The organism is Pseudomonas sp. NPDC099000 (genome assembly GCF_044759925.1).
GTDB lineage: Bacteria > Pseudomonadota > Gammaproteobacteria > Pseudomonadales > Pseudomonadaceae > Aquipseudomonas.
The window spans coordinates 1-18,381 of record NZ_JBIWAF010000004.1; the positions used below are offsets into that span (position 1 = coordinate 1).

18 protein-coding genes are annotated in these 18,381 nt (G+C 60.6%); 11 read left to right on the top strand and 7 right to left on the bottom strand.

All coding sequences use genetic code 11. The annotated features are described in order from the left end of the window. Window positions 1-184: 184 nt before the first annotated feature. Together trxA and ACIQV9_RS06860 are read right to left on the bottom strand one after the other, a co-directional pair. Window positions 185-514 carry a thioredoxin TrxA gene (trxA, locus tag ACIQV9_RS06855; protein ID WP_008150340.1) on the bottom strand — a complete coding sequence of 110 codons (330 nt, stop codon included), beginning with the start codon at window positions 512-514 and terminating at the stop codon, window positions 185-187. 120 nt (window positions 515-634) lie between these two features. Next, window positions 635-1,342 carry a FadR/GntR family transcriptional regulator gene (locus ACIQV9_RS06860; protein WP_403099599.1) on the bottom strand — a complete coding sequence of 236 codons (708 nt, stop codon included), beginning with the start codon at window positions 1,340-1,342 and terminating at the stop codon, window positions 635-637. Between the two features lie 256 nt (window positions 1,343-1,598). On the opposite strand from ACIQV9_RS06860, the gene ACIQV9_RS06865 reads away from it, so the two are divergent. The 5 genes from ACIQV9_RS06865 (at window position 1,599) to ppx (ending at window position 6,129) form a co-directional block, all read left to right on the top strand. After that, the gene (locus ACIQV9_RS06865; protein ID WP_403099602.1) at window positions 1,599-2,384 is read left to right on the top strand and encodes a transporter substrate-binding domain-containing protein; all 786 of its coding nucleotides are present in this window, start codon (window positions 1,599-1,601) and stop codon (window positions 2,382-2,384) included. Window positions 2,385-2,405: 21 nt separating this feature from the next. Continuing rightward, a complete protein-coding gene (locus ACIQV9_RS06870; protein WP_403099605.1) occupies window positions 2,406-3,074 on the top strand; it encodes an amino acid ABC transporter permease in 669 nt (222 codons plus the stop codon). After that, window positions 3,071-3,721, top strand: a complete 651-nt coding sequence (locus ACIQV9_RS06875; protein ID WP_403099608.1) for an amino acid ABC transporter permease — start codon at window positions 3,071-3,073, stop codon at window positions 3,719-3,721. The genes ACIQV9_RS06870 and ACIQV9_RS06875 overlap by 4 nt, the downstream gene beginning before the upstream one ends. Further along, window positions 3,708-4,445 (top strand): amino acid ABC transporter ATP-binding protein, encoded by a 738-nt coding sequence (locus tag ACIQV9_RS06880; RefSeq protein ID WP_403099610.1) that lies wholly within the window; start codon window positions 3,708-3,710, stop codon window positions 4,443-4,445. Before ACIQV9_RS06875 ends, ACIQV9_RS06880 begins: the two co-directional genes overlap by 14 nt. Before the next feature lie 181 nt (window positions 4,446-4,626). Further along, the gene (ppx, locus tag ACIQV9_RS06885) at window positions 4,627-6,129 is read left to right on the top strand and encodes an exopolyphosphatase (protein ID WP_403099612.1); all 1,503 of its coding nucleotides are present in this window, start codon (window positions 4,627-4,629) and stop codon (window positions 6,127-6,129) included. Between the two features lie 163 nt (window positions 6,130-6,292). Here ppx and ppk1 read toward each other — a convergent pair whose 3' ends face one another. Continuing rightward, the gene (gene ppk1 / locus ACIQV9_RS06890; RefSeq protein WP_403099614.1) at window positions 6,293-8,515 is read right to left on the bottom strand and encodes a polyphosphate kinase 1; all 2,223 of its coding nucleotides are present in this window, start codon (window positions 8,513-8,515) and stop codon (window positions 6,293-6,295) included. A gap of 18 nt (window positions 8,516-8,533) precedes the next feature. After that, the gene (gene hemB / locus ACIQV9_RS06895) at window positions 8,534-9,547 is read right to left on the bottom strand and encodes a porphobilinogen synthase (protein ID WP_403099617.1); all 1,014 of its coding nucleotides are present in this window, start codon (window positions 9,545-9,547) and stop codon (window positions 8,534-8,536) included. Window positions 9,548-9,755: 208 nt separating this feature from the next. On the opposite strand from hemB, the gene ACIQV9_RS06900 reads away from it, so the two are divergent. Beyond that, the gene (locus ACIQV9_RS06900) at window positions 9,756-10,379 is read left to right on the top strand and encodes a DedA family protein (protein ID WP_403099621.1); all 624 of its coding nucleotides are present in this window, start codon (window positions 9,756-9,758) and stop codon (window positions 10,377-10,379) included. On the opposite strand, the gene ACIQV9_RS06905 is transcribed toward ACIQV9_RS06900, so the two are convergent. Further along, window positions 10,360-11,595: a sterol desaturase family protein gene (locus tag ACIQV9_RS06905; protein WP_403099624.1), complete on the bottom strand. Its 1,236-nt coding sequence runs from the start codon at window positions 11,593-11,595 to the stop codon at window positions 10,360-10,362. The genes ACIQV9_RS06900 and ACIQV9_RS06905 overlap by 20 nt on opposite strands. A gap of 116 nt (window positions 11,596-11,711) precedes the next feature. Here ACIQV9_RS06905 and elbB point away from each other — a divergent pair, with 116 nt between their 5' ends. Next, complete coding sequence (gene elbB / locus ACIQV9_RS06910) at window positions 11,712-12,380, top strand: isoprenoid biosynthesis glyoxalase ElbB (RefSeq protein ID WP_403099627.1); 669 nt, start codon at window positions 11,712-11,714, stop codon at window positions 12,378-12,380. A 130-nt stretch (window positions 12,381-12,510) separates the two neighbouring features. On the opposite strand, the gene ACIQV9_RS06915 is transcribed toward elbB, so the two are convergent. Next, window positions 12,511-12,966, bottom strand: a complete 456-nt coding sequence (locus ACIQV9_RS06915) for a YaiI/YqxD family protein (protein ID WP_403099630.1) — start codon at window positions 12,964-12,966, stop codon at window positions 12,511-12,513. A gap of 107 nt (window positions 12,967-13,073) precedes the next feature. Further along, complete coding sequence (locus ACIQV9_RS06920; protein WP_403099632.1) at window positions 13,074-14,972, bottom strand: FTR1 family protein; 1,899 nt, start codon at window positions 14,970-14,972, stop codon at window positions 13,074-13,076. Between the two features lie 166 nt (window positions 14,973-15,138). Here ACIQV9_RS06920 and ACIQV9_RS06925 point away from each other — a divergent pair, with 166 nt between their 5' ends. Genes ACIQV9_RS06925 through ACIQV9_RS06940 form a run of 4 tightly spaced genes read left to right on the top strand, consistent with a single transcriptional unit; the run spans window position 15,139 to window position 18,284 of the window. Then, window positions 15,139-16,536, top strand: coding sequence for a COG3014 family protein (locus ACIQV9_RS06925; protein ID WP_403099634.1), 1,398 nt, complete (start codon window positions 15,139-15,141; stop codon window positions 16,534-16,536). A gap of 12 nt (window positions 16,537-16,548) precedes the next feature. Then, window positions 16,549-16,923, top strand: coding sequence for a YcfL family protein (locus ACIQV9_RS06930; RefSeq protein ID WP_403099636.1), 375 nt, complete (start codon window positions 16,549-16,551; stop codon window positions 16,921-16,923). Window positions 16,924-16,946: 23 nt separating this feature from the next. After that, a complete protein-coding gene (lpoB, locus tag ACIQV9_RS06935; RefSeq protein ID WP_403099638.1) occupies window positions 16,947-17,537 on the top strand; it encodes a penicillin-binding protein activator LpoB in 591 nt (196 codons plus the stop codon). 3 nt (window positions 17,538-17,540) lie between these two features. After that, window positions 17,541-18,284, top strand: coding sequence for a penicillin-binding protein activator LpoB (locus tag ACIQV9_RS06940; protein WP_403099639.1), 744 nt, complete (start codon window positions 17,541-17,543; stop codon window positions 18,282-18,284). Window positions 18,285-18,381 lie beyond the last annotated feature (97 nt).

The window sequence follows — 18,381 nt, forward strand, 5'->3', positions numbered from 1 at the left end:
CGCAGAGAAGGCGACAGGATCGCGTACTTATTCGAAAAGGAGTGCGTCGGCGACGGCTAGCAGGGGGCAATGGAGAAACCAGTGCGGGGCCGAATGTACCACCTGAGTTTCGGAGCGTCTAGCCCTCAATAACGAAAAGGCCCCGCAATATGCGGGGCCTTTTCTTGACGCTTTATAACAACGCTTAGATGTTGGCGTCGAGGAAGGCAGCCAGTTGCGACTTCGACAGTGCGCCGACCTTGGTCGCTTCAACGTTGCCGTTCTTGAACAGCATCAGAGTCGGGATACCACGCACGCCATGCTTGGCCGGGGTTTCCTGGTTTTCGTCGATGTTCAGCTTGGCAACGGTCAGTTTGCCTTTGTAGGTTTCAGCAATTTCGTCCAGAACAGGAGCGATCATTTTGCAAGGGCCGCACCATTCAGCCCAGTAGTCGACCAGTACAGCGCCTTCGGCCTTGAGGACGTCGACGTCGAAGCTAGCGTCGGTGACGTGTTTAATAAGATCGCTGCTCATGGAAGTCTCCAGGTTGTAAGCAAAAAAACGTGGCCCATCATAGCCGCCCTTCCCTCGTTCAGGAAGGTGCAGTTGATTGAGTCTCGCTATGGTGCCGCATGACTTTGGGTATAGCTCAAGTCACGGGGTGGCGGGAGCGACGAAGGCAATTCCAGTGCGCAGGGCGGCATTGCGCACATGTTCCTGCATGGCCTTCTGTGCCGCACCGGACGAGCGCCGGGCCAGCGCGCGGAGGATTTTGCGGTGTTCCTGCCAGGTTTCCATGGCGCGTTCGGCCCGGATGAACGGTAGCTTCTGGCTCTCCAGAAAAATGTCGGCGCTCGCCGTGAGGATGCTCAGCATCGCCTGATTACCGCTGGCCAGCAGAATGCGTCGGTGAAAATCGAAATCCAGTCGCGCCGCCGCCTCGAAGTCGCCGGCCTTCAATTCGATGCGCATGGCGGCCACGTTATCTTCCAGTGCATCGAGCTCGTGAGTACTCAGGGTCACCGCCGCCAAACCGGCGGCAAAACCTTCCAGGGCATAACGCAACTGGAAGATGTCCAGCGGCGATGCCTGGGCCGCGAATGGCCAGCTCAGTGCCGCATCGCCGCGCGGCAGATCAACCGGCGACTGCACAAACACGCCCTTGCCCGGCTGGATGCTGATCACGCCCAGCGCACTCAATGACGACAGCGCCTCACGCAGCGACGCCCGACTGACCCCCAATTGCACCGCCAAATCCCGTTGCGAGGGCAAGGCATCGCCCGGCGCGAAACCCTGCTCGGTGATCAGTTTACGGATCGCTTGCAGCGCCACTTCAGGTACGGCTCGGGAAATCGAATTCATGGTTTTTTCAGACGAACCAGGACAATGAGCGGCTAGTTGTAAAGCTATTCGCAGCCCTCGGCAAGTCATGCCCCATGGGGGTTCGGCATGTTTCACGGGTGCGCCATGAGGGTGCGAAACGCCTCGCTACTGTTCAGACCAGTCAGACCGAAGGAGTCCAGTAAAACCGTGGCCTGCGGCACCAAAACCGCTTCTTGGCATGGCCCGTGCTCTGTCGATCCGCAGAATTCATTCCTCGCCGATCCGGAGATTCGCCATGACCCTGCGTTACAGCGCCCTGCTCACTGCCCTGTTTGCCAGCCTGATGTTGAGCCAGGCCCCCGCTCATGCCGATGGCCTGGAGGATGTGGTCAAACGCGGCGTCCTCAAGGTGGCCGTACCTCAGGACTTTCCGCCGTTCGGCTCGGTCGGCCCGGACATGAAACCGCGCGGCCTCGACATCGACACCGCCAAACTGCTGGCCGAGCAACTCAAGGTCAAACTTGAACTGACCCCGGTCAACAGCACCAACCGCATCCCGTTCCTGACCACCGGCAAGGTCGACCTGGTGATCTCCAGCCTGGGCAAGAACCCCGAGCGCGAGAAAGTCATCGACTTCTCCAGCGCCTATGCACCGTTCTACCTCGCCGTGTTCGGCCCGCCAGATGCCGACATCAAAGGCCTGGACGACCTCAAGGGTAAAACCGTCAGCGTCACCCGAGGCGCCATCGAAGACATCGAGCTGACCAAAGTCGCTCCCGAAGGCGTGACCATCAAACGCTTCGAAGACAACAACTCGACCATCGCCGCTTACCTCGCCGGGCAAGTCGACCTGATCGCCAGCGGCAACGTGGTGATGGTGGCGATCAGCGAGAAAAATCCAAAACGCGTGCCCGCGCTGAAAGTGAAGCTCAAGGACTCGCCGGTCTACGTCGGCGTGAACAAGAACGAGCCGGCGCTGCTGGGCAAGGTCAATCAGATCCTCGCCACCGCCAAAACCGACGGCGCGCTGGAAAAAAACTCCCAGACCTGGCTAAAAGAGCCATTGCCGGCCGATCTCTGATCGTCGCTCGGGAGACTTGATATGGCCTATCAGTTCGACTTTCTGCCGGTGGTGCAAAACACCGACCTGCTGCTGCGCGGCGCGCTATTCACCCTTGAACTGACTGCCATCGGTGCGGTGCTCGGGGTAGGTCTGGGCATTGTCGGGGCGCTGGTGCGGGCGTGGAACATCCGCCCGTTCTCGGCGATCTTCGCGGTTTACGTCGAGTTGATCCGCAACACGCCGTTCCTGGTGCAGCTGTTTTTCATCTTCTTCGGCCTGCCATCACTGGGCGTGCAGATTTCCGAATGGCAGGCGGCGGTGCTGGCGATGGTGATCAACCTCGGCGCCTACTCGACCGAGATCATCCGCGCCGGCATCCAAGCGATCCCCCGGGGACAGCTGGAAGCCGCTGCTGCCTTGGCGATGAGCCGATTCGAAGCGTTCCGCCACGTGATCCTGCTGCCGGCGCTGGGCAAGGTCTGGCCGGCGCTGAGCAGTCAGATCATCATCGTCATGCTCGGTTCGGCGGTCTGCTCGCAGATCGCCACCGAGGAGCTGAGCTTCGCTGCCAACTTCATTCAGTCGCGCAACTTCCGCGCCTTTGAAACCTATGCCCTGACCACGCTGCTGTACCTGTGCATGGCGCTGTTGATCCGCCAGCTACTGAACTGGATCGGCCGTCGCTACCTATCGAGGAGCAGCCAATGAGCGATTTCACCTTCTGGGACGTCGTGCGCAACCTGCTCACCGGCCTGCAATGGACCCTGGCGCTGTCGCTGGTGGCGTTTATCGGCGGCGGGCTGATCGGTTTGTTGATCATGGTCATGCGCATCTCGAAAAAGCCTTGGGCGCGCAACATTGCCCGCACCTACATCGAGCTGTTTCAGGGCACGCCGCTGTTGATGCAGCTGTTTCTGGTGTTCTTCGGCGTGGCGCTGGCCGGTGTGGAGATTTCGCCGTGGATGGCCGCCGCGCTCGCCCTGACGCTGTTCACCAGCGCCTATCTGGCCGAAATCTGGCGCGGCTGCGTTGACTCGATTCCCAACGGCCAGTGGGAAGCCTCGTCGAGCCTGGCGCTCAACCCGCTGGAGCAACTGCGCTATGTGATCCTGCCGCAAGCACTGCGCATCGCCGTAGCGCCCACCCTGGGCTTCTCGGTGCAGGTGGTCAAAGGCACCGCCGTCACCTCGATCATCGGCTTCACCGAACTGACCAAGACCGGCGGCATGCTCGCCAACGCGACCTTCGAACCGTTCATGGTCTACGGCCTCGTGGCCCTCGGTTACTTCCTGCTCTGCTACCCCTTGTCCCTCAGTGCGCGCTATCTGGAAAGGAGACTGCATGCCTCTGCTTAGAATTTCCGCCCTGCATAAATATTACGGCGACCACCATGTGCTCAAAGGCATCGACCTGAGCGTCGAGGAAGGCCAGGTGGTGGCGATCATCGGCCGCAGCGGCTCGGGAAAGTCCACCTTGCTGCGCACCCTCAATGGCCTGGAGTCGATCAACGACGGCGTGATTGAAGTCGACGGCGAATACCTCGACGCCGCCCGCGCCGATTTGCGCAGCCTGCGGCAGAAAGTCGGGATGGTGTTCCAGCAGTTCAACCTGTTCCCGCACCTGACCGTGGGCGAGAACGTGATGCTCGCGCCGCAAGTGGTGCAGAAAGTGCCGAAAGCCAAAGCGGCCGAACTGGCGCGGGAGATGTTGGAACGGGTCGGGCTGGGCGAGAAGTTTGATGCCTTCCCGGATCGATTGTCGGGTGGGCAACAACAGCGGGTCGCGATTGCCCGAGCCCTGGCGATGTCACCGAAGGTTTTGCTGTGCGACGAGATCACCTCGGCGCTGGATCCGGAATTGGTCAATGAAGTGCTGAGCGTGGTCCGGCAACTGGCCAAAGAAGGGATGACGCTGATCATGGTCACCCATGAAATGCGTTTTGCCCGGGAGGTTGGGGATAAGTTGGTGTTCATGCATCAGGGCAAGGTGCATGAGGTGGGGGATCCGAAGATTTTGTTTGCGAATCCGCAGACGGCGGAGTTGGCTAACTTCATTGGGACGGTTGAACACACCACCTGATCGTTCCCATGCTCCGCGTGGGAATGCCTCAACGGACGCTCCACGTCCGCTTTTGGGACGCAGAGCGTCCCGGGCTGCATTCCCACGCAGAGCGTGGGAACGATCGGCTTTGAACGCTGCGCGTTGGCGGCAGCGTTTGATCGTGGCACGATGTCGAGGTTATCGACCGAGACCCATGACCATGCCGCAATCCCAAGCCAAGAATCTGTCCCTGATCGCCGCAATCGACCTGGGCTCCAACAGCTTTCACATGGTCGTGGCCAAGGCCCAGAACGGCGAAATCCGTATTCTCGAGCGCCTCGGGGAGAAGGTTCAGTTGGCCGCCGGCATCGACGAAGAGCGTCAGCTCAACGAAGAATCCATGCAGCGCGGGCTCGATTGCCTGAAACGTTTTGCCCAACTGATCAACGGTATGCCGCCCGGCGCCGTGCGGATCGTCGGCACCAACGCCCTGCGTGAAGCCCGTAACCGTGCCGAGTTCATCCACCGCGCCGAAGAAATCCTCGGTCACTCGGTGGAAGTCATCTCCGGTCGTGAAGAAGCGCGCCTGATTTACCTTGGCGTGTCCCACACCCTTGCCGACACTCCGGGCAAACGCCTGGTGGCCGACATCGGCGGCGGCAGTACCGAATTCATTATCGGCCAGCGCTTCGAACCGCTGCTGCGCGAAAGCCTGCAAATGGGCTGCGTCAGCTACACCCAGCGCTATTTCAAGGACGGCAAGATCACCCCGGCCCGCTACGCCCAGGCGTACACCGCAGCGCGGCTGGAGATCATGAGCATCGAACACGCCCTGCACCGCCTGACGTGGGATGAAGCCATCGGCTCCTCGGGCACCATCCGTGCGATCGGCCTGGCGCTGAAGGCTGGCGGTCATGGCACGGGCGAGGTCAACGCCGAAGGTCTGGCCTGGCTCAAGCGCAAACTGATCAAGCTGGGGGATGTCGAGAAAATCGACTTCGAAGGCATCAAGCCCGACCGCCGCGCGATCTTCCCCGCCGGCCTGGCGATTCTCGAAGCGATCTTCGACGCCCTCGAACTGCAACGCATGGATCACTGTGAAGGCGCCCTGCGCGAAGGCGTGCTCTACGACCTGCTGGGCCGTCATCATCATGAAGACGTGCGTGAGCGCACACTCAGCTCGCTGATGGAGCGTTATCACGTCGATCTGGAACAAGCGGCGCGGGTCGAACGCAAAGCCCTGCATGCCTTCGATCAGGTGGCCAAGGATTGGGACCTGGATGACGGCGTCTGGCGCGAACTGCTCGGCTGGGCAGCCAAGGTCCATGAAGTGGGCCTGGACATCGCTCACTATCAGTACCACAAGCACGGCGCCTACCTGATCGAGCACTCGGACCTGGCCGGGTTTTCCCGCGAAGACCAACTGATGCTTGCGCTATTGGTGCGCGGTCACCGGCGCAATATTCCCCGGGACCGGTTTGCCGATTTCGGCGATGACGGCATCAAGCTGATTCGCCTGTGCGTGCTGCTGCGCTTTGCGATCCTGTTCCATCACATCCGTGGCACCCAGGAAATGCCTCAGGTCGTGCTGCAAGCCAATGGCCACAGCCTGGATGTGTTGTTCCCGAAAGACTGGCTGGACGAAAACCAACTGACCCAGGCCGACTTCGCCCTTGAAGCGGAATGGCTGACTCGCGTCGGGTTCGTCCTTAACGTTCGATAATCCACCGATAAACGCTCGCCGTACACGGTTCTGTAGGAGCACGGCTTGCCGGCGAAGGCGATCTCACTGACGCCTTCGCCAGCAAGCTGTGCTCCTACAGAATCTACGGTGAAAACAAAAATGGCGATCCGCAGGGATCGCCATTTTTTATGCAGCGTGTGGGTTAGCGCACGGCCAGAATCGGGCTGCCCAACCGCTCCAGCAAGGTCGCCTGCGCGCTGCGCGGGTTCTGGTTGCCCGTCGGGGTGTTGCGGATGTAGCGACCGTCCGCCTGCAGGCTCCAGCTGTGGGTGTTATCCGTGAGATAAAGCTCCAGCTCTTTCTTGACCCGCATGATCAGCTTCTTGCCTTCCACCGGGAAGCAGGTCTCGACGCGCTTGTCGAGGTTGCGCTCCATCCAGTCGGCGCTGGACAGGAACATCTGCTCTTCGCCGCCATTGAGGAAGTAGAAGACCCGGGTGTGCTCCAGGAAGCGACCGATGATCGAGCGCACGTGGATGTTGTGCGAGACCCCGGCGATGCCCGGCCGCAGGCAGCACATCCCGCGCACCACCAGATCGATACGCACCCCGGACTGACTGGCCTTGTACAGTGCGCGGATGATCTTCGGATCGGTCAGCGAGTTGAACTTGGCGATGATGTGCGCCGGTTTGCCGTCGAGGGCGAACTGGGTTTCGCGGGCAATCATGTCGAGCATGCCCTTCTTCAACGTGAACGGCGCGTGCAGCAGCTTCTTCATGCGCAGGGTTTTACCCATGCCGATCAGCTGGCTGAACAGTTTGCCGACGTCTTCGCACAAGGCGTCATCGGAGGTCAGCAAGCTGTAGTCGGTGTACAGACGGGCGTTGGCCGCGTGGTAGTTGCCCGTGCCCAAATGCGCATAACGCACGATCTCGCCGGCCTCGCGACGCAGAATCAGCATCATCTTGGCGTGGGTCTTGAAGCCGACCACGCCGTAAATAACCACCGCACCGGCCGCTTGCAGACGGCTGGCCAGTTGCAGGTTGGACTCTTCATCGAAGCGCGCACGCAACTCGATCACCGCAGTGACTTCCTTGCCGTTACGCGCGGCATCGACCAGCGCATCAACGATTTCCGAGTTGGCGCCGGAGCGGTACAGGGTCTGACGGACCGCCAGTACATGCGGGTCCTTGGCAGCCTGGCGCAGCAGGTCGACCACCGGGGTGAATGACTCGAACGGGTGCAGCAACAGGATGTCCTGCTTGCTGATCACGCTGAAGATGTTCTCGCTGTTTTGCAGCAGTTTCGGGATCTGCGGCGTGAACGGCGTGTATTGCAGCGCTCGCTGACTGTCCAGACCGGTGATGCTGAACAGGCGGGTCAGGTTGACCGGACCGTTGACCTGATACAGCTCGGTCTCGTGCAGGTTGAACTGCTTGAGCAAGTAGTCGGACAGGAGTTTCGGGCAGGTGTCGGCGACTTCCAGGCGCACCGCGTCACCGTAACGACGGGAGAACAACTCGCCGCGCAGGGCGCGGGCCAGGTCTTCCACGTCTTCGGTATCGACCGCGAGGTCGGCGTTTCGGGTCAGGCGGAACTGATAGCAGCCCTTGACCTTCATGCCCTGGAACAGGTCATCGGCGTGCGCGTGGATCATCGACGACAGGAACACATAGTTGTCGCCCGCGCCGCCCACTTCTTCCGGCAACTTGATCACGCGCGGCAGCAGACGTGGCGCGGGGATGATCGCCAGACCGGAATCGCGGCCGAAGGCGTCAATGCCTTCGAGCTCGACGATGAAGTTCAGGCTCTTGTTCACCAGCAACGGGAACGGGTGCGTCGGGTCGAGGCCGATCGGGGTGATGATCGGCGCGATCTCGTCGCGGAAATAGCGGCGCACCCAGGTTTTGATCTTGGTGGTCCAATGACGCCGACGGATGAAGCGGACCTGATGTTTTTCCAGTTCCGGCAACAGAATGTCATTGAGGATCGCGTACTGGCGGTCGACGTGACCGTGTACCAGCTCGCTGATGCGGGCCAGGGCCTGATGCGGTTGCAGGCCATCGGCCCCGGCCTGTTCACGGGCGAAGGTGATCTGCTTCTTCAGGCCGGCCACGCGAATCTCGAAGAACTCGTCCAGGTTGCTGGAGAAGATCAGCAGAAACTTCAGCCGCTCCAGCAACGGGTAGGACTCATCCAGCGCCTGTTCCAGCACGCGGATGTTGAACTGCAGTTGCGATAGCTCGCGATGGATATACAGGCTGCTGTCATCCAGACCGGGAATGGCAATCGCCGGTGCCGCTGTTGCGGTTTCGGCCGCCACTGCGGGTGGAGCGGGCTCCAGCTCCGGCGGGGTCTCGGCGATGTGCTCGACCACGGGTTGAGCTTCTTTTACGGCAACTTCAGTGAGTCCTTCGGTATTCATGGAATGTTCCTGGGAGGGCTATTTCTGCTCTCGTAACAATTGAGCGGCACGCACGGCAAAGTAAGTCAGGATGCCATCAGCGCCTGCACGTTTAAAAGCGGTCAGGGATTCGAGGATAACCCCTTCACTCAACCAGCCATTCTGGATGGCCGCCATGTGCATGGCGTATTCACCGCTGACCTGATAAACAAAGGTCGGCACTTTAAATTCTTCTTTGACCCGGTAGAGGATGTCCAGATACGGCATGCCTGGCTTGACCATGACCATGTCCGCGCCTTCTGACAAGTCCGCCGCCACTTCGTGCAGGGCTTCGTTGCTGTTGGCCGGGTCCATCTGATAAGAGGCCTTGTTGGCCTTGCCCAGGTTCAGCGCCGAACCCACCGCGTCGCGGAACGGGCCGTAATAGGCGCTGGCATACTTGGCCGAGTAGGCCATGATCCGCACATTGACGTGATCGGCCAGCTCCAGCGCTTCGCGGATCGCCTGGATGCGACCGTCCATCATGTCCGACGGGGCCACCACCTGAGCGCCGGCTTCGGCGTGGGATAGCGCCTGCTTGACCAGTGCGTCGACGGTGATGTCGTTCTGCACGTAGCCTTCTTCATCGAGGATGCCATCCTGACCGTGAGTGGTAAACGGGTCGAGCGCAACGTCGGTGATCACCCCCAGCTCCGGGAACTGCGCACGCAAGGCGCGGGTGGCGCGTTGGGCGATGCCGTTCGGGTTCCAGGCTTCAGCGGCGTCCAGGGACTTGAGTTCCGGCGGCGTGACCGGGAACAGCGCCAGCGCCGGAATCCCCAGCGCGACCCACTTGGCCGCTTCTTCGAGCAACAGATCGATGGTCAGGCGCTCGACGCCCGGCATCGACGCCACCGCTTCGCGACGGTTTTCACCGTCCAGCACGAACACCGGCAGGATCAGGTCATCGACGGTCAGAACGTTTTCACGGACCAGTCGACGCGAGAAATCATCACGACGGTTGCGACGCAGGCGGGTTGCAGGAAACAAACGGTTGGCGGGGGTAAAGCTCACGGCAGACTCCTGAGCCCGCGCTGACGGGCGAGCGTGACAGTTATAAGCGGCCATTATGACCGTGGTATTACAGTTATGTGCACCCCCGCGACAGGTAGTCGCATTCCATTGTCCTTGTAGGAAATGTTCACGTCGAGACACATTTGGACACTTTCATGAATGTGCCCGAAGGGTTAGGCTGCGCGTTCATTTCGCCAGCATCCAGACAATGCTCCAACAATTTCTTCAGGAATTCGGCTACTTCGCCCTCTTTCTCGGCACGTTCTTCGAAGGCGAAACCATCCTGGTGCTCGCAGGCTTCCTCGCGTTCCGTGGATACATGGACATCACGATCGTCACGATCGTGGCGTTCTGTGGCAGTTATGCCGGCGATCAGCTGTGGTATTTCCTCGGGCGCAAACACGGCCGCAAATTGCTCGCGCGCAAACCACGCTGGCAAATGATGGGTGACCGGGCGCTGGAACATATCCGCAAACACCCGGACATCTGGGTGCTGAGCTTCCGCTTCGTCTATGGATTGCGCACGGTCATGCCGGTGGCGATCGGCCTGTCGGGATATCCGCCGGGGCGTTATCTGCTGCTCAACGGGATTGGTGCCGCGATCTGGGCGGCCGCACTGGCCGCAGCGGCGTATCACTTCGGCGCGGTGCTGGAAGGCATGCTGGGCAGCGTCAAGAAGTACGAGCTGTGGGTGCTCGGCGCCCTGTTGCTGTTGGGCCTGGGCCTGTGGCTGCGCCGGCGCTTCAAGAATGCCCGTCTGGCGAAGAAGATCTACGCCGACGAGCAAGCCGAGCTGGCCAAGACCGCCGAGACTAAGACGCCAATCGAGTGAAGCGGTCCCTGCAACAGTAGAGACCGATGCCGCTGAGCAGGCTGTAGCTGAGCAGGCCGATCCAGCCCACCGCGCTGGCCGGCCACAGCCCGACCACCGGCGCCAGCCACACCAGCGGCACATTCGATGCCAGCCGCAGCAGCTCCAGCCTCACTGCCTGCGGGCGATTCTCCAGGGCCATGCCCAACGTAAACAGGCCCAACGCCACCGCGCCCCAGCCCAACGCCAGCGCGGCGGTCGGCAAACGAGGCTCAAGGTTCATCAAGTAGCTGCCCAGCGCGATGTAGACGCAGAACTGCAACGCCACATAGACCTGCTGACGCCCGTCCAGCGGCACCTCGAATTTGCGGAACTGACTCAGGTCCGGTTTGTTCATCGGGTAGCGGGCCGCCACATCCGCCGGCCGCCAACCGGTGCGCATGAACCAGATCCGCAGCTTGTCCCATTTGCTTTCAGCCCGTCGCGCGTCATCCCAAAGCTGCGCGTAAAACTGCACGTTCGCCCACAACGGATTCCAGCTCGCCAACGGCGTGGTCACGCCGAAAATCACCGGTTCGTTGTCGTCCTCTTCCTGGAACGAGCCGAATAGACGGTCCCAAATAATGAACACCCCGCCGTAGTTGCGATCCATGTAAAGAGCGTTCTGTGCATGGTGAGCCCGATGATTGGACGGCGTGACGAAGAACCACTCGAACCAGCCGAGCTTGGGAATGTGTTTGGTATGCACCCAGAATTGATAGAGCAAGTTCAGCGCGGCGACGCTGATGAACACCAACAGCGGCACGCCGAACACCGCCATCGGCAGGTAGAAAATCCAGCTCAGCAGGAAACCGGTACTGGTCTGGCGCAGGGCCGTGGAGAGGTTGTAGTCCTCACTCTGGTGGTGCACCGAGTGCGCGGCCCAGAGGATGTTGCGCTCATGGCCCATGCGGTGCAGCCAGTAGTAGCAGAAGTCATAGAGAACGAAGGCAAACACCCAGACCCAGACGCTGTCGGCCGACAGTTCGAACAGCGCCAGATGCTTGAGGGCAAACGCATAGGTCACCAGGCCGACGCCTTTGGTCAACAGGCCCGTGGTGGTCGACAACACCCCGGTGCTGATGCTGTTGATCGCATCCGCCAGGCGATAATTGCTCAACCCGCGCCAACGGTCCGCCAGCAGCTCGACGGCAATCAGCACAAAGAAAAACGGCACCGCATACAGAATGAAGTCCATTGACGCGCCCTGATCGGAATCTTGAGGACAGATGCTAGGTGTAGCCGCGAATTAACCCTATGGCAACGAGTGACAAATTAGTGGACATTTAACGCCATGAATCTGGAGAAAAACCCATGAGCAAAAAAATTGCAGTGATCCTTTCCGGCTGTGGCGTGTACGACGGCGCCGAGATCCATGAAAGCGTGATTACCTTGCTGCGTCTGGACCAGCGTGGCGCCGAGGTGCAGTGCTTTGCCCCCAATATCTCGCAATTGCATGTGATCAATCACCTGACCGGCGACGAAATGCCCGAGTCGCGCAACGTGCTGGTGGAATCGGCGCGGATTGCCCGGGGCAACATCAAGGACATTCGTGAGGCCAGCGTAGAAGACTTCGACGCACTGATCGTGCCCGGCGGTTTCGGCGCGGCCAAGAACCTGTCGAACTTCGCCATCGAAGGCGCCGGCTGCACGGTTCAACCGGATGTCCTGGCACTGACCGAAGCGTTTGCCGAAGCGGGCAAACCGGTGGGGTTGATCTGCATTTCGCCAGCGCTGGCGGCGAAAATCTATGGCCCGGGCGTGACCTGCACCATCGGCAACGACGCCGATACCGCCGCCGCCATGAACAAGATGGGCGCCACCCACAAGGAGTGCGCGGTGAGCGACATTGTCGAAGACAAAGCCCGTAAACTGGTCTGCACCCCGGCCTACATGCTGGCGCAGAGCATCAGTGAAGCCGCATCGGGGATCAACAAACTGGTCGACCGCGTGCTCGAGCTGACCCACGAGAATGACGCTTAACGCGGTCAAATTGTGGGAGTGAGCCTGCTCACGATAGCGGTTAGTCTGTCGACATCAATGTTGAATGTGCTGGCGCAATCGTCGGAACGCCGCCCGGAGCCGGCTCGCTCTACAGGGTGCTTTGCAAGGCTCAGGGTTTGCGGGTCAGCCGCGTGAGTATCCGGTCCAGCGCATTGGCGAACGCCTGCTTCTCGCGCTCACCAAACGGCGCCGGCCCGCCGCTCATCTGGCCCTGTTCACGCAGATCGGTGAACAGGTTACGCACCGCCAACCGATCGCCCATGTTCTGCGCATCGAATTCCTTGCCCCGTGGGTCCAGCGCTGCAACGCCCTTTTTCACCAGCCGATCGGCCAGCGGCACATCGCTGCAAATCACCAGTTCACCCGGCACCGCGTGTTCCACCAGATAGTCATCGGCGGCATCCGGACCGCTTGGCACCACGATCAACTTCACCAGGGCCAGACCCGGTTTGATCTGCGGCTGCCCCGCCACCAGCACCACTTCGTACTGACGCTTGAGGGCGAATTTCACCACCAGATCCTTGGCCGCCCGTGGGCAGGCGTCGGCATCGATCCAGACACGCATTGTTTTTACCTCTTCCAAAAAAAATCGCGAGCCAGCTCGCTCCCACAGGTTATACGCAATCCTGTGGGAGTGAGCCTGCTCGCGATTATGAGCGAAGCGAATGCCTTTTAAGAAACCTGCACCCGCCGCTTCTCCGCCATCCAGCTACGGCCATACAGCACGATAATCGCAATGATCGCCACCGCCTGAGCACTCAGCGAATACGCATCCGCGTGAATCCCCAGCCAGTCGAAGTCAAAGAACGGTACCGGCCGCGTGCCGAAGATCCCGGCTTCCTGCAATGCCTTCACGCCATGCCCGGCGAACACCACCGACAGCGCGCACAGCAGACCGGCGTTGATGCTGAAGAACAACGACAGCGGCAGTTTCTGCGAGCCGCGCAGGATCACCCACGCCAGCCCGACCAACAACACCAGCGCCGTTGCGCCACCGGCCAACACTGCGTTATGCCCCGCAGGCCCCGCCTGCAGCCACAGGGTTTCGTAGAACAGAATCACCTCGAATAGCTCGCGATACACCGAGAAAAACGCCAGCGTCGCAAAGCCGAAGCGTCCACCGCCGCCCACCAGGCTGCTCTTGATGTAGTCCTGCCATGCCGCCGCATGGCGACGGTCGTGCATCCACACGCCGAGCCAGAGCACCATGACGGCGGCAAACAGTGCCGTCGCACCTTCCAGCAATTCACGCTGCGAACCGCTGACATCGATCACGTACGCCGCCAGTGCCCAGGTTGCCAGACCCGCCAGCAACGCCAGGCCCCAACCGACGTTGACGCTGCGCACCGCCGACTGCTGGCCGGTATTGCGCAGGAACGCCAGGATCGCCGCCAGCACCAGAATCGCTTCCAGGCCTTCGCGCAGCAAAATCAGCAACCCGGAGATGTAGCTCAGGGACCAGCTCAAGCCGTCGCTGCCCAGCAACCCGGCGGACTCCTTCAACTTGGCCTTGGCTGCGTCCAGACGCTGCTGGGCCTGGGCCACCGGCAAACCGTCCTGCAACGATTGACGGTAAGCCATCAGGGACTTTTCGGTGTCCTTGCGCACGTTGGCGTCGACGTTGTCCAGCGAGCTCTCGACCAACTCGAAGCCTTCCAGATAAGCCGCCACCGACAAGTCATAGGCTTGATCGTGATCGCCGGCACGGTAGGCCAAGAGGCTTTTGTCCAGGGTTGCCGCGGTGTAGTCGAGCAACTGCGCCGGGCCACGCTTGACCTGCGGCGGTTGCGCCCGCTGCGCACGGAACGTCGCGGCGGCTTGCGGGCCATCGGCAGCCTGCACTTCGGCCGGCGTCTGACGCGTCAGGTCGGCGATGTTGTAGGTTTTTTCGGATTTGGCTACGGCCGGATCGGCGCTGAAACTGGCGATATAGGTCGCCAGGTCCCAACGCTGACGATCGTCAAGTTGATCTGCGAAGGCCGGCATGTCCGTGCCTTCGACGCCCAGGCCCAAGGTGCTGTAGATCGCGTAGAGGCTCAGGTGATCCAGGCGCGCCGTGTCACGCAGATTGGCCGGCGGCGGCGTCAGACCGACACCCGCCGGACCGTCACCGGCCCCCGTATCGCCGTGGCAGACCGAGCAGTGCTGGGCGTAAAGCGGTGCACCACGGGTCGGATCCGGGGTGATGATCGGCGCCTGACTGACTTCATAGGTCACGGCCAGTTTCGCACCGAGTTGGCGAGCCTGACGGGCCACGTCCGCGCCGTCCTGACGGGCAGCGATGGCATTGAGCAGCGTGCTGACGCCCTGCTCCAGCGCGGGTTTTTCCGGCTTGGCCGGCATCGCAGCGATCAAGCCTTGCAACACCTTGATGAATTCCAGCTGCTCGCGATACTCGGAGTCGTCGATGACCTTGCCCCCTCGCACCGTCTGCGGGTAGTCCGCGCCAATGTAATCGAGCAAATGCAGGGCTTGCGGCGCGCCTTCCACGGTGTCGGCCAACAGATTGAAACTGCACATGGCAAACAGCGGCAACACCAGCCAGGCCAGGAAACGGGACGGGGCAGTCATGAATGAATCTCAATTGGAAATACGAAGTAACACATTGTTCACTTCCAATGACTTTCACTCAAGCTTTGTCTGCGGTCGCCGCTGGAGTGCAGGAACAAAGTGCCATCATCCAAGTCTATAATTTGCCGCCTCATGGCGGCTTATCTTCAAGGAAGACACACAGCAAATGGCTACCCGCCTGCGCTTCATGTTTTTACTCAGTGCATGCTTGCTACTGAGCGGCTGCCCCACCCTGCGTGACTACAACGCGGAACTGAACGAGACACTCGATTATTTCAAGGCCGGGCAACTCGATGGCGCGGTTGCCGTGCTCGACCGCAACAATCCCATTCCCCCCGGCGACCTGCTTTACCACTTCGAAAAAGGCGAATTGCTGCGCCTCACTGGCAATTTCCCCGACAGTTATCAACATTGGGACTACGCCGACCGGTTGATCGAAGGGTGGGACAATTCGCCCATGTTCGTCCCCTTCAAAAAATTCACCGAGTTCAACAGTTACAGCGCCAACGACAAGGTGCGCTTATACGATGGCTACGATTTCGAGAGAGTCGCCCTGACCACGCAAATGGCCCTGATGCTGCTCTCCGGCTCTGAAACGGAACTGGCGCGCGTCATGATCAAGAAAACCCACGAGCGCGAAGCAACCATTGCCGGCAAGCGTGACAAGCAATACCTCGAAATGGAAAACCAGGCGAAGGAACAAGGGGTCGCGTTGAAATTCCAGGACCTTCAGGGTTACCCGGTAGCGACCCTCGACGCCCCCGAAGTGATCGCGCTGAAGAACAGCTACCAGAGTGCATTCAGCCATTACCTCGCCGGTTTCATTTATGAATCGCTGAACGAGAAAGACCTCGCCGCGCCGGGCTATCGCCAGGCCATCGAACTGCGCCCCAATACGCCGCTGCTCGAACAAGCCTTGCGCAACCTGGCCAAATCCCCGTTGAAGGCCGGCGAGGTCGACGTTCTGCTGATCGTGCAAACCGGCCTCGCACCGGCGCGCAGTTCGGTGCGCGTGCCGATTTCAGTAGACGTCGACGGCGAAACCTATATCACGAACATGTCGTTCCCGATCCTCATCCCCGACACGTCCACGCCGCTTGTGGACTTCGTCACGGTGGATGGCAAAAAACACAAGCTGACCTTGCTCAACAGCTTCGGCGACATGTCGCGACGTACCTTGCGCGACGACATGCCGGGCATTATTCAACGCACGCTCCATCGCGCGCGATCCAATGTCGAATACCTGGCTTATCTGAAAAAACACAGGCCCGAGAAACTTGAGGAAACGATCCTGCAGCAGCTTCAACGCGAAGATGCCGACACCCGCGGCTGGCGCACGTTGCCGGACAAGGCACTGGTTGCCCGCCTGCGACTCAAAAAAGGCCAGCACCAACTGACGCTGCCCAACGCGCCGGACGCAACTCCGGTCAAGTTCAAGGTGGATCAGACACATCAAGCCTTCAGCCTGCGCGCGGTGGGTAACCGCCGATTCGCCGCCGATGTCGCCCTGCAGCTCGACACCCTTCCCGCACCGCAGGCTGCCATCAGCCCTGCCCAACCCTGAACGGAGATTTTCATGGGATTGAAATGCTTCGCCATTGTCGCGCTGGCCTTGTTGGCCGGTTGCGCCACCCCGCCACCTCCGCCGGAACCGGGCAGTGCCGCCAGCAAAGTCCTGGCCACCGGACCGATCGAGAACGTGGCCATCGGCCCGATGCGCATGGCCAGGGAAAACGGTTTCCTGACAGTCAACACGCAGCTGAGCAACACGGATACCCGCAACCGAACGCTCTATTACCGCTATCTTTGGCTGGGGGCGGAAGGTTTTGCGGTGGCCGACGCCGACACCTGGAAAAGCCTGACCCTGTATGCCGAGCAGACCAGTTTTCTACCGGCCATCGCCCCCGTGCCCCAAGCCGTGGATTTCCGCCTGGAGATCAATACGCCGTGAACCGCCCCTTTGAGACCTCGCCCATGTTTCTACGCGCTACGTTCCTGACCCTGACCGCGTTGCTGATCGGTGGCTGCGCCGAAAACCGCTCGCCGGTATTGGGCAGCGGCAACATCAGCTATGGCGACCCGAAAGCCGTGGAACTGGTGACCAACGAGTTCGGCTCGACCGACCTGCAGATGATCGCGGAAAGCATGACCCGTTCCCTCGCCCAGTCCGGCGTTCTGAAGGGCCGCCCGGTGGTTCAGGTGTACGACGTGATGAACAAGACCAGCGAATACATCGACACCCGGGAAATCACCACGTCGATCAAGACCCAGCTGATGCGTTCCGGCACCGCGCGCTTTGCCAGCGACAATACAGACATGCAGAGCCAGGTCGACCATCTGAAATTGCAAAACCAGAGCGGTCTGTACAAGAAGAGCACGGTGGCCAAAACCGGCAACATGATCGCCGCCCGTTATCGTCTGGAAGGCTCGATCAGCTCCATCGTCAAACGCAGCAACGATTACAAGGATGTCTTCTACAAATTCAGTCTGCAGTTGATCGATGTCGAAAGCGGGCTGGCCGAGTGGATGGACGAGAAAGAAATCCGCAAGACTACGGAGCGCTAAGCAATGCGTGCATGGATTGGCATCATGGCCCTGGCCTGCGCCGTTGGCGTACAGGCGGCCCCGAAAATCGCTGTCACCGACCTCGCCTACGAGGCCAGCGTGGATCAATACGTCCACGTGATCTCGGCCCGGGACAATCAGCAGCAGGACTATTACGGCGCCAGTGGCTCGTCCAGTTACGACGAATACACCACGCAGAACAGCTACCTGGAACAGACCGAGATCCGCCGATTCAGCGGTGACATCAAAGGCCAGATGCTCAAGACCGGGATGTTCCAGCTGATCCAGGGCACGCCCTACACTGCGGGCGCCAAAAGCGATGTGTACGATGTGATCAAACGCATCAAGGCCGGCCACTTCAAAGGTGCCGACTACGTGCTGTTCGGCACGCTGTCGGACATCGACTTCACCCAGGACATGAATGAGCTGGCCAACACCGACAGCTACTCGGCGGTGCTGGCACTGACCCTGGTGGCGGATTTCAGCCTGATCAACACCAACACCTACGAGATCACCTCGGCGTTCACGGCCATGGGCGAAGCGCAGGACACCAAACTGGTGAATGATCGGGATATCCACGTTTCGCTCAACCGGCCACGGGTAGTGCGGGACGTGTCGAGGTCGTTGGGCGAGGACGTCGCTCGCCAGTTGAGCGAACAGCTCGGGGATGGCAGTTATGTGCCCTCAGGGCAACCGCAGCCACGCAATGACCTGCCGCCGGATACGGCGCCGGTCATCCTGCGCTGATATCCAGGCTGACATTCCAATGTGGCGAGGGGGCTTGCCCCCGTTGGGTCGCGAAGCGGCCCCAATCCCAGCAATATCGATGCATCAGGTAAACCTC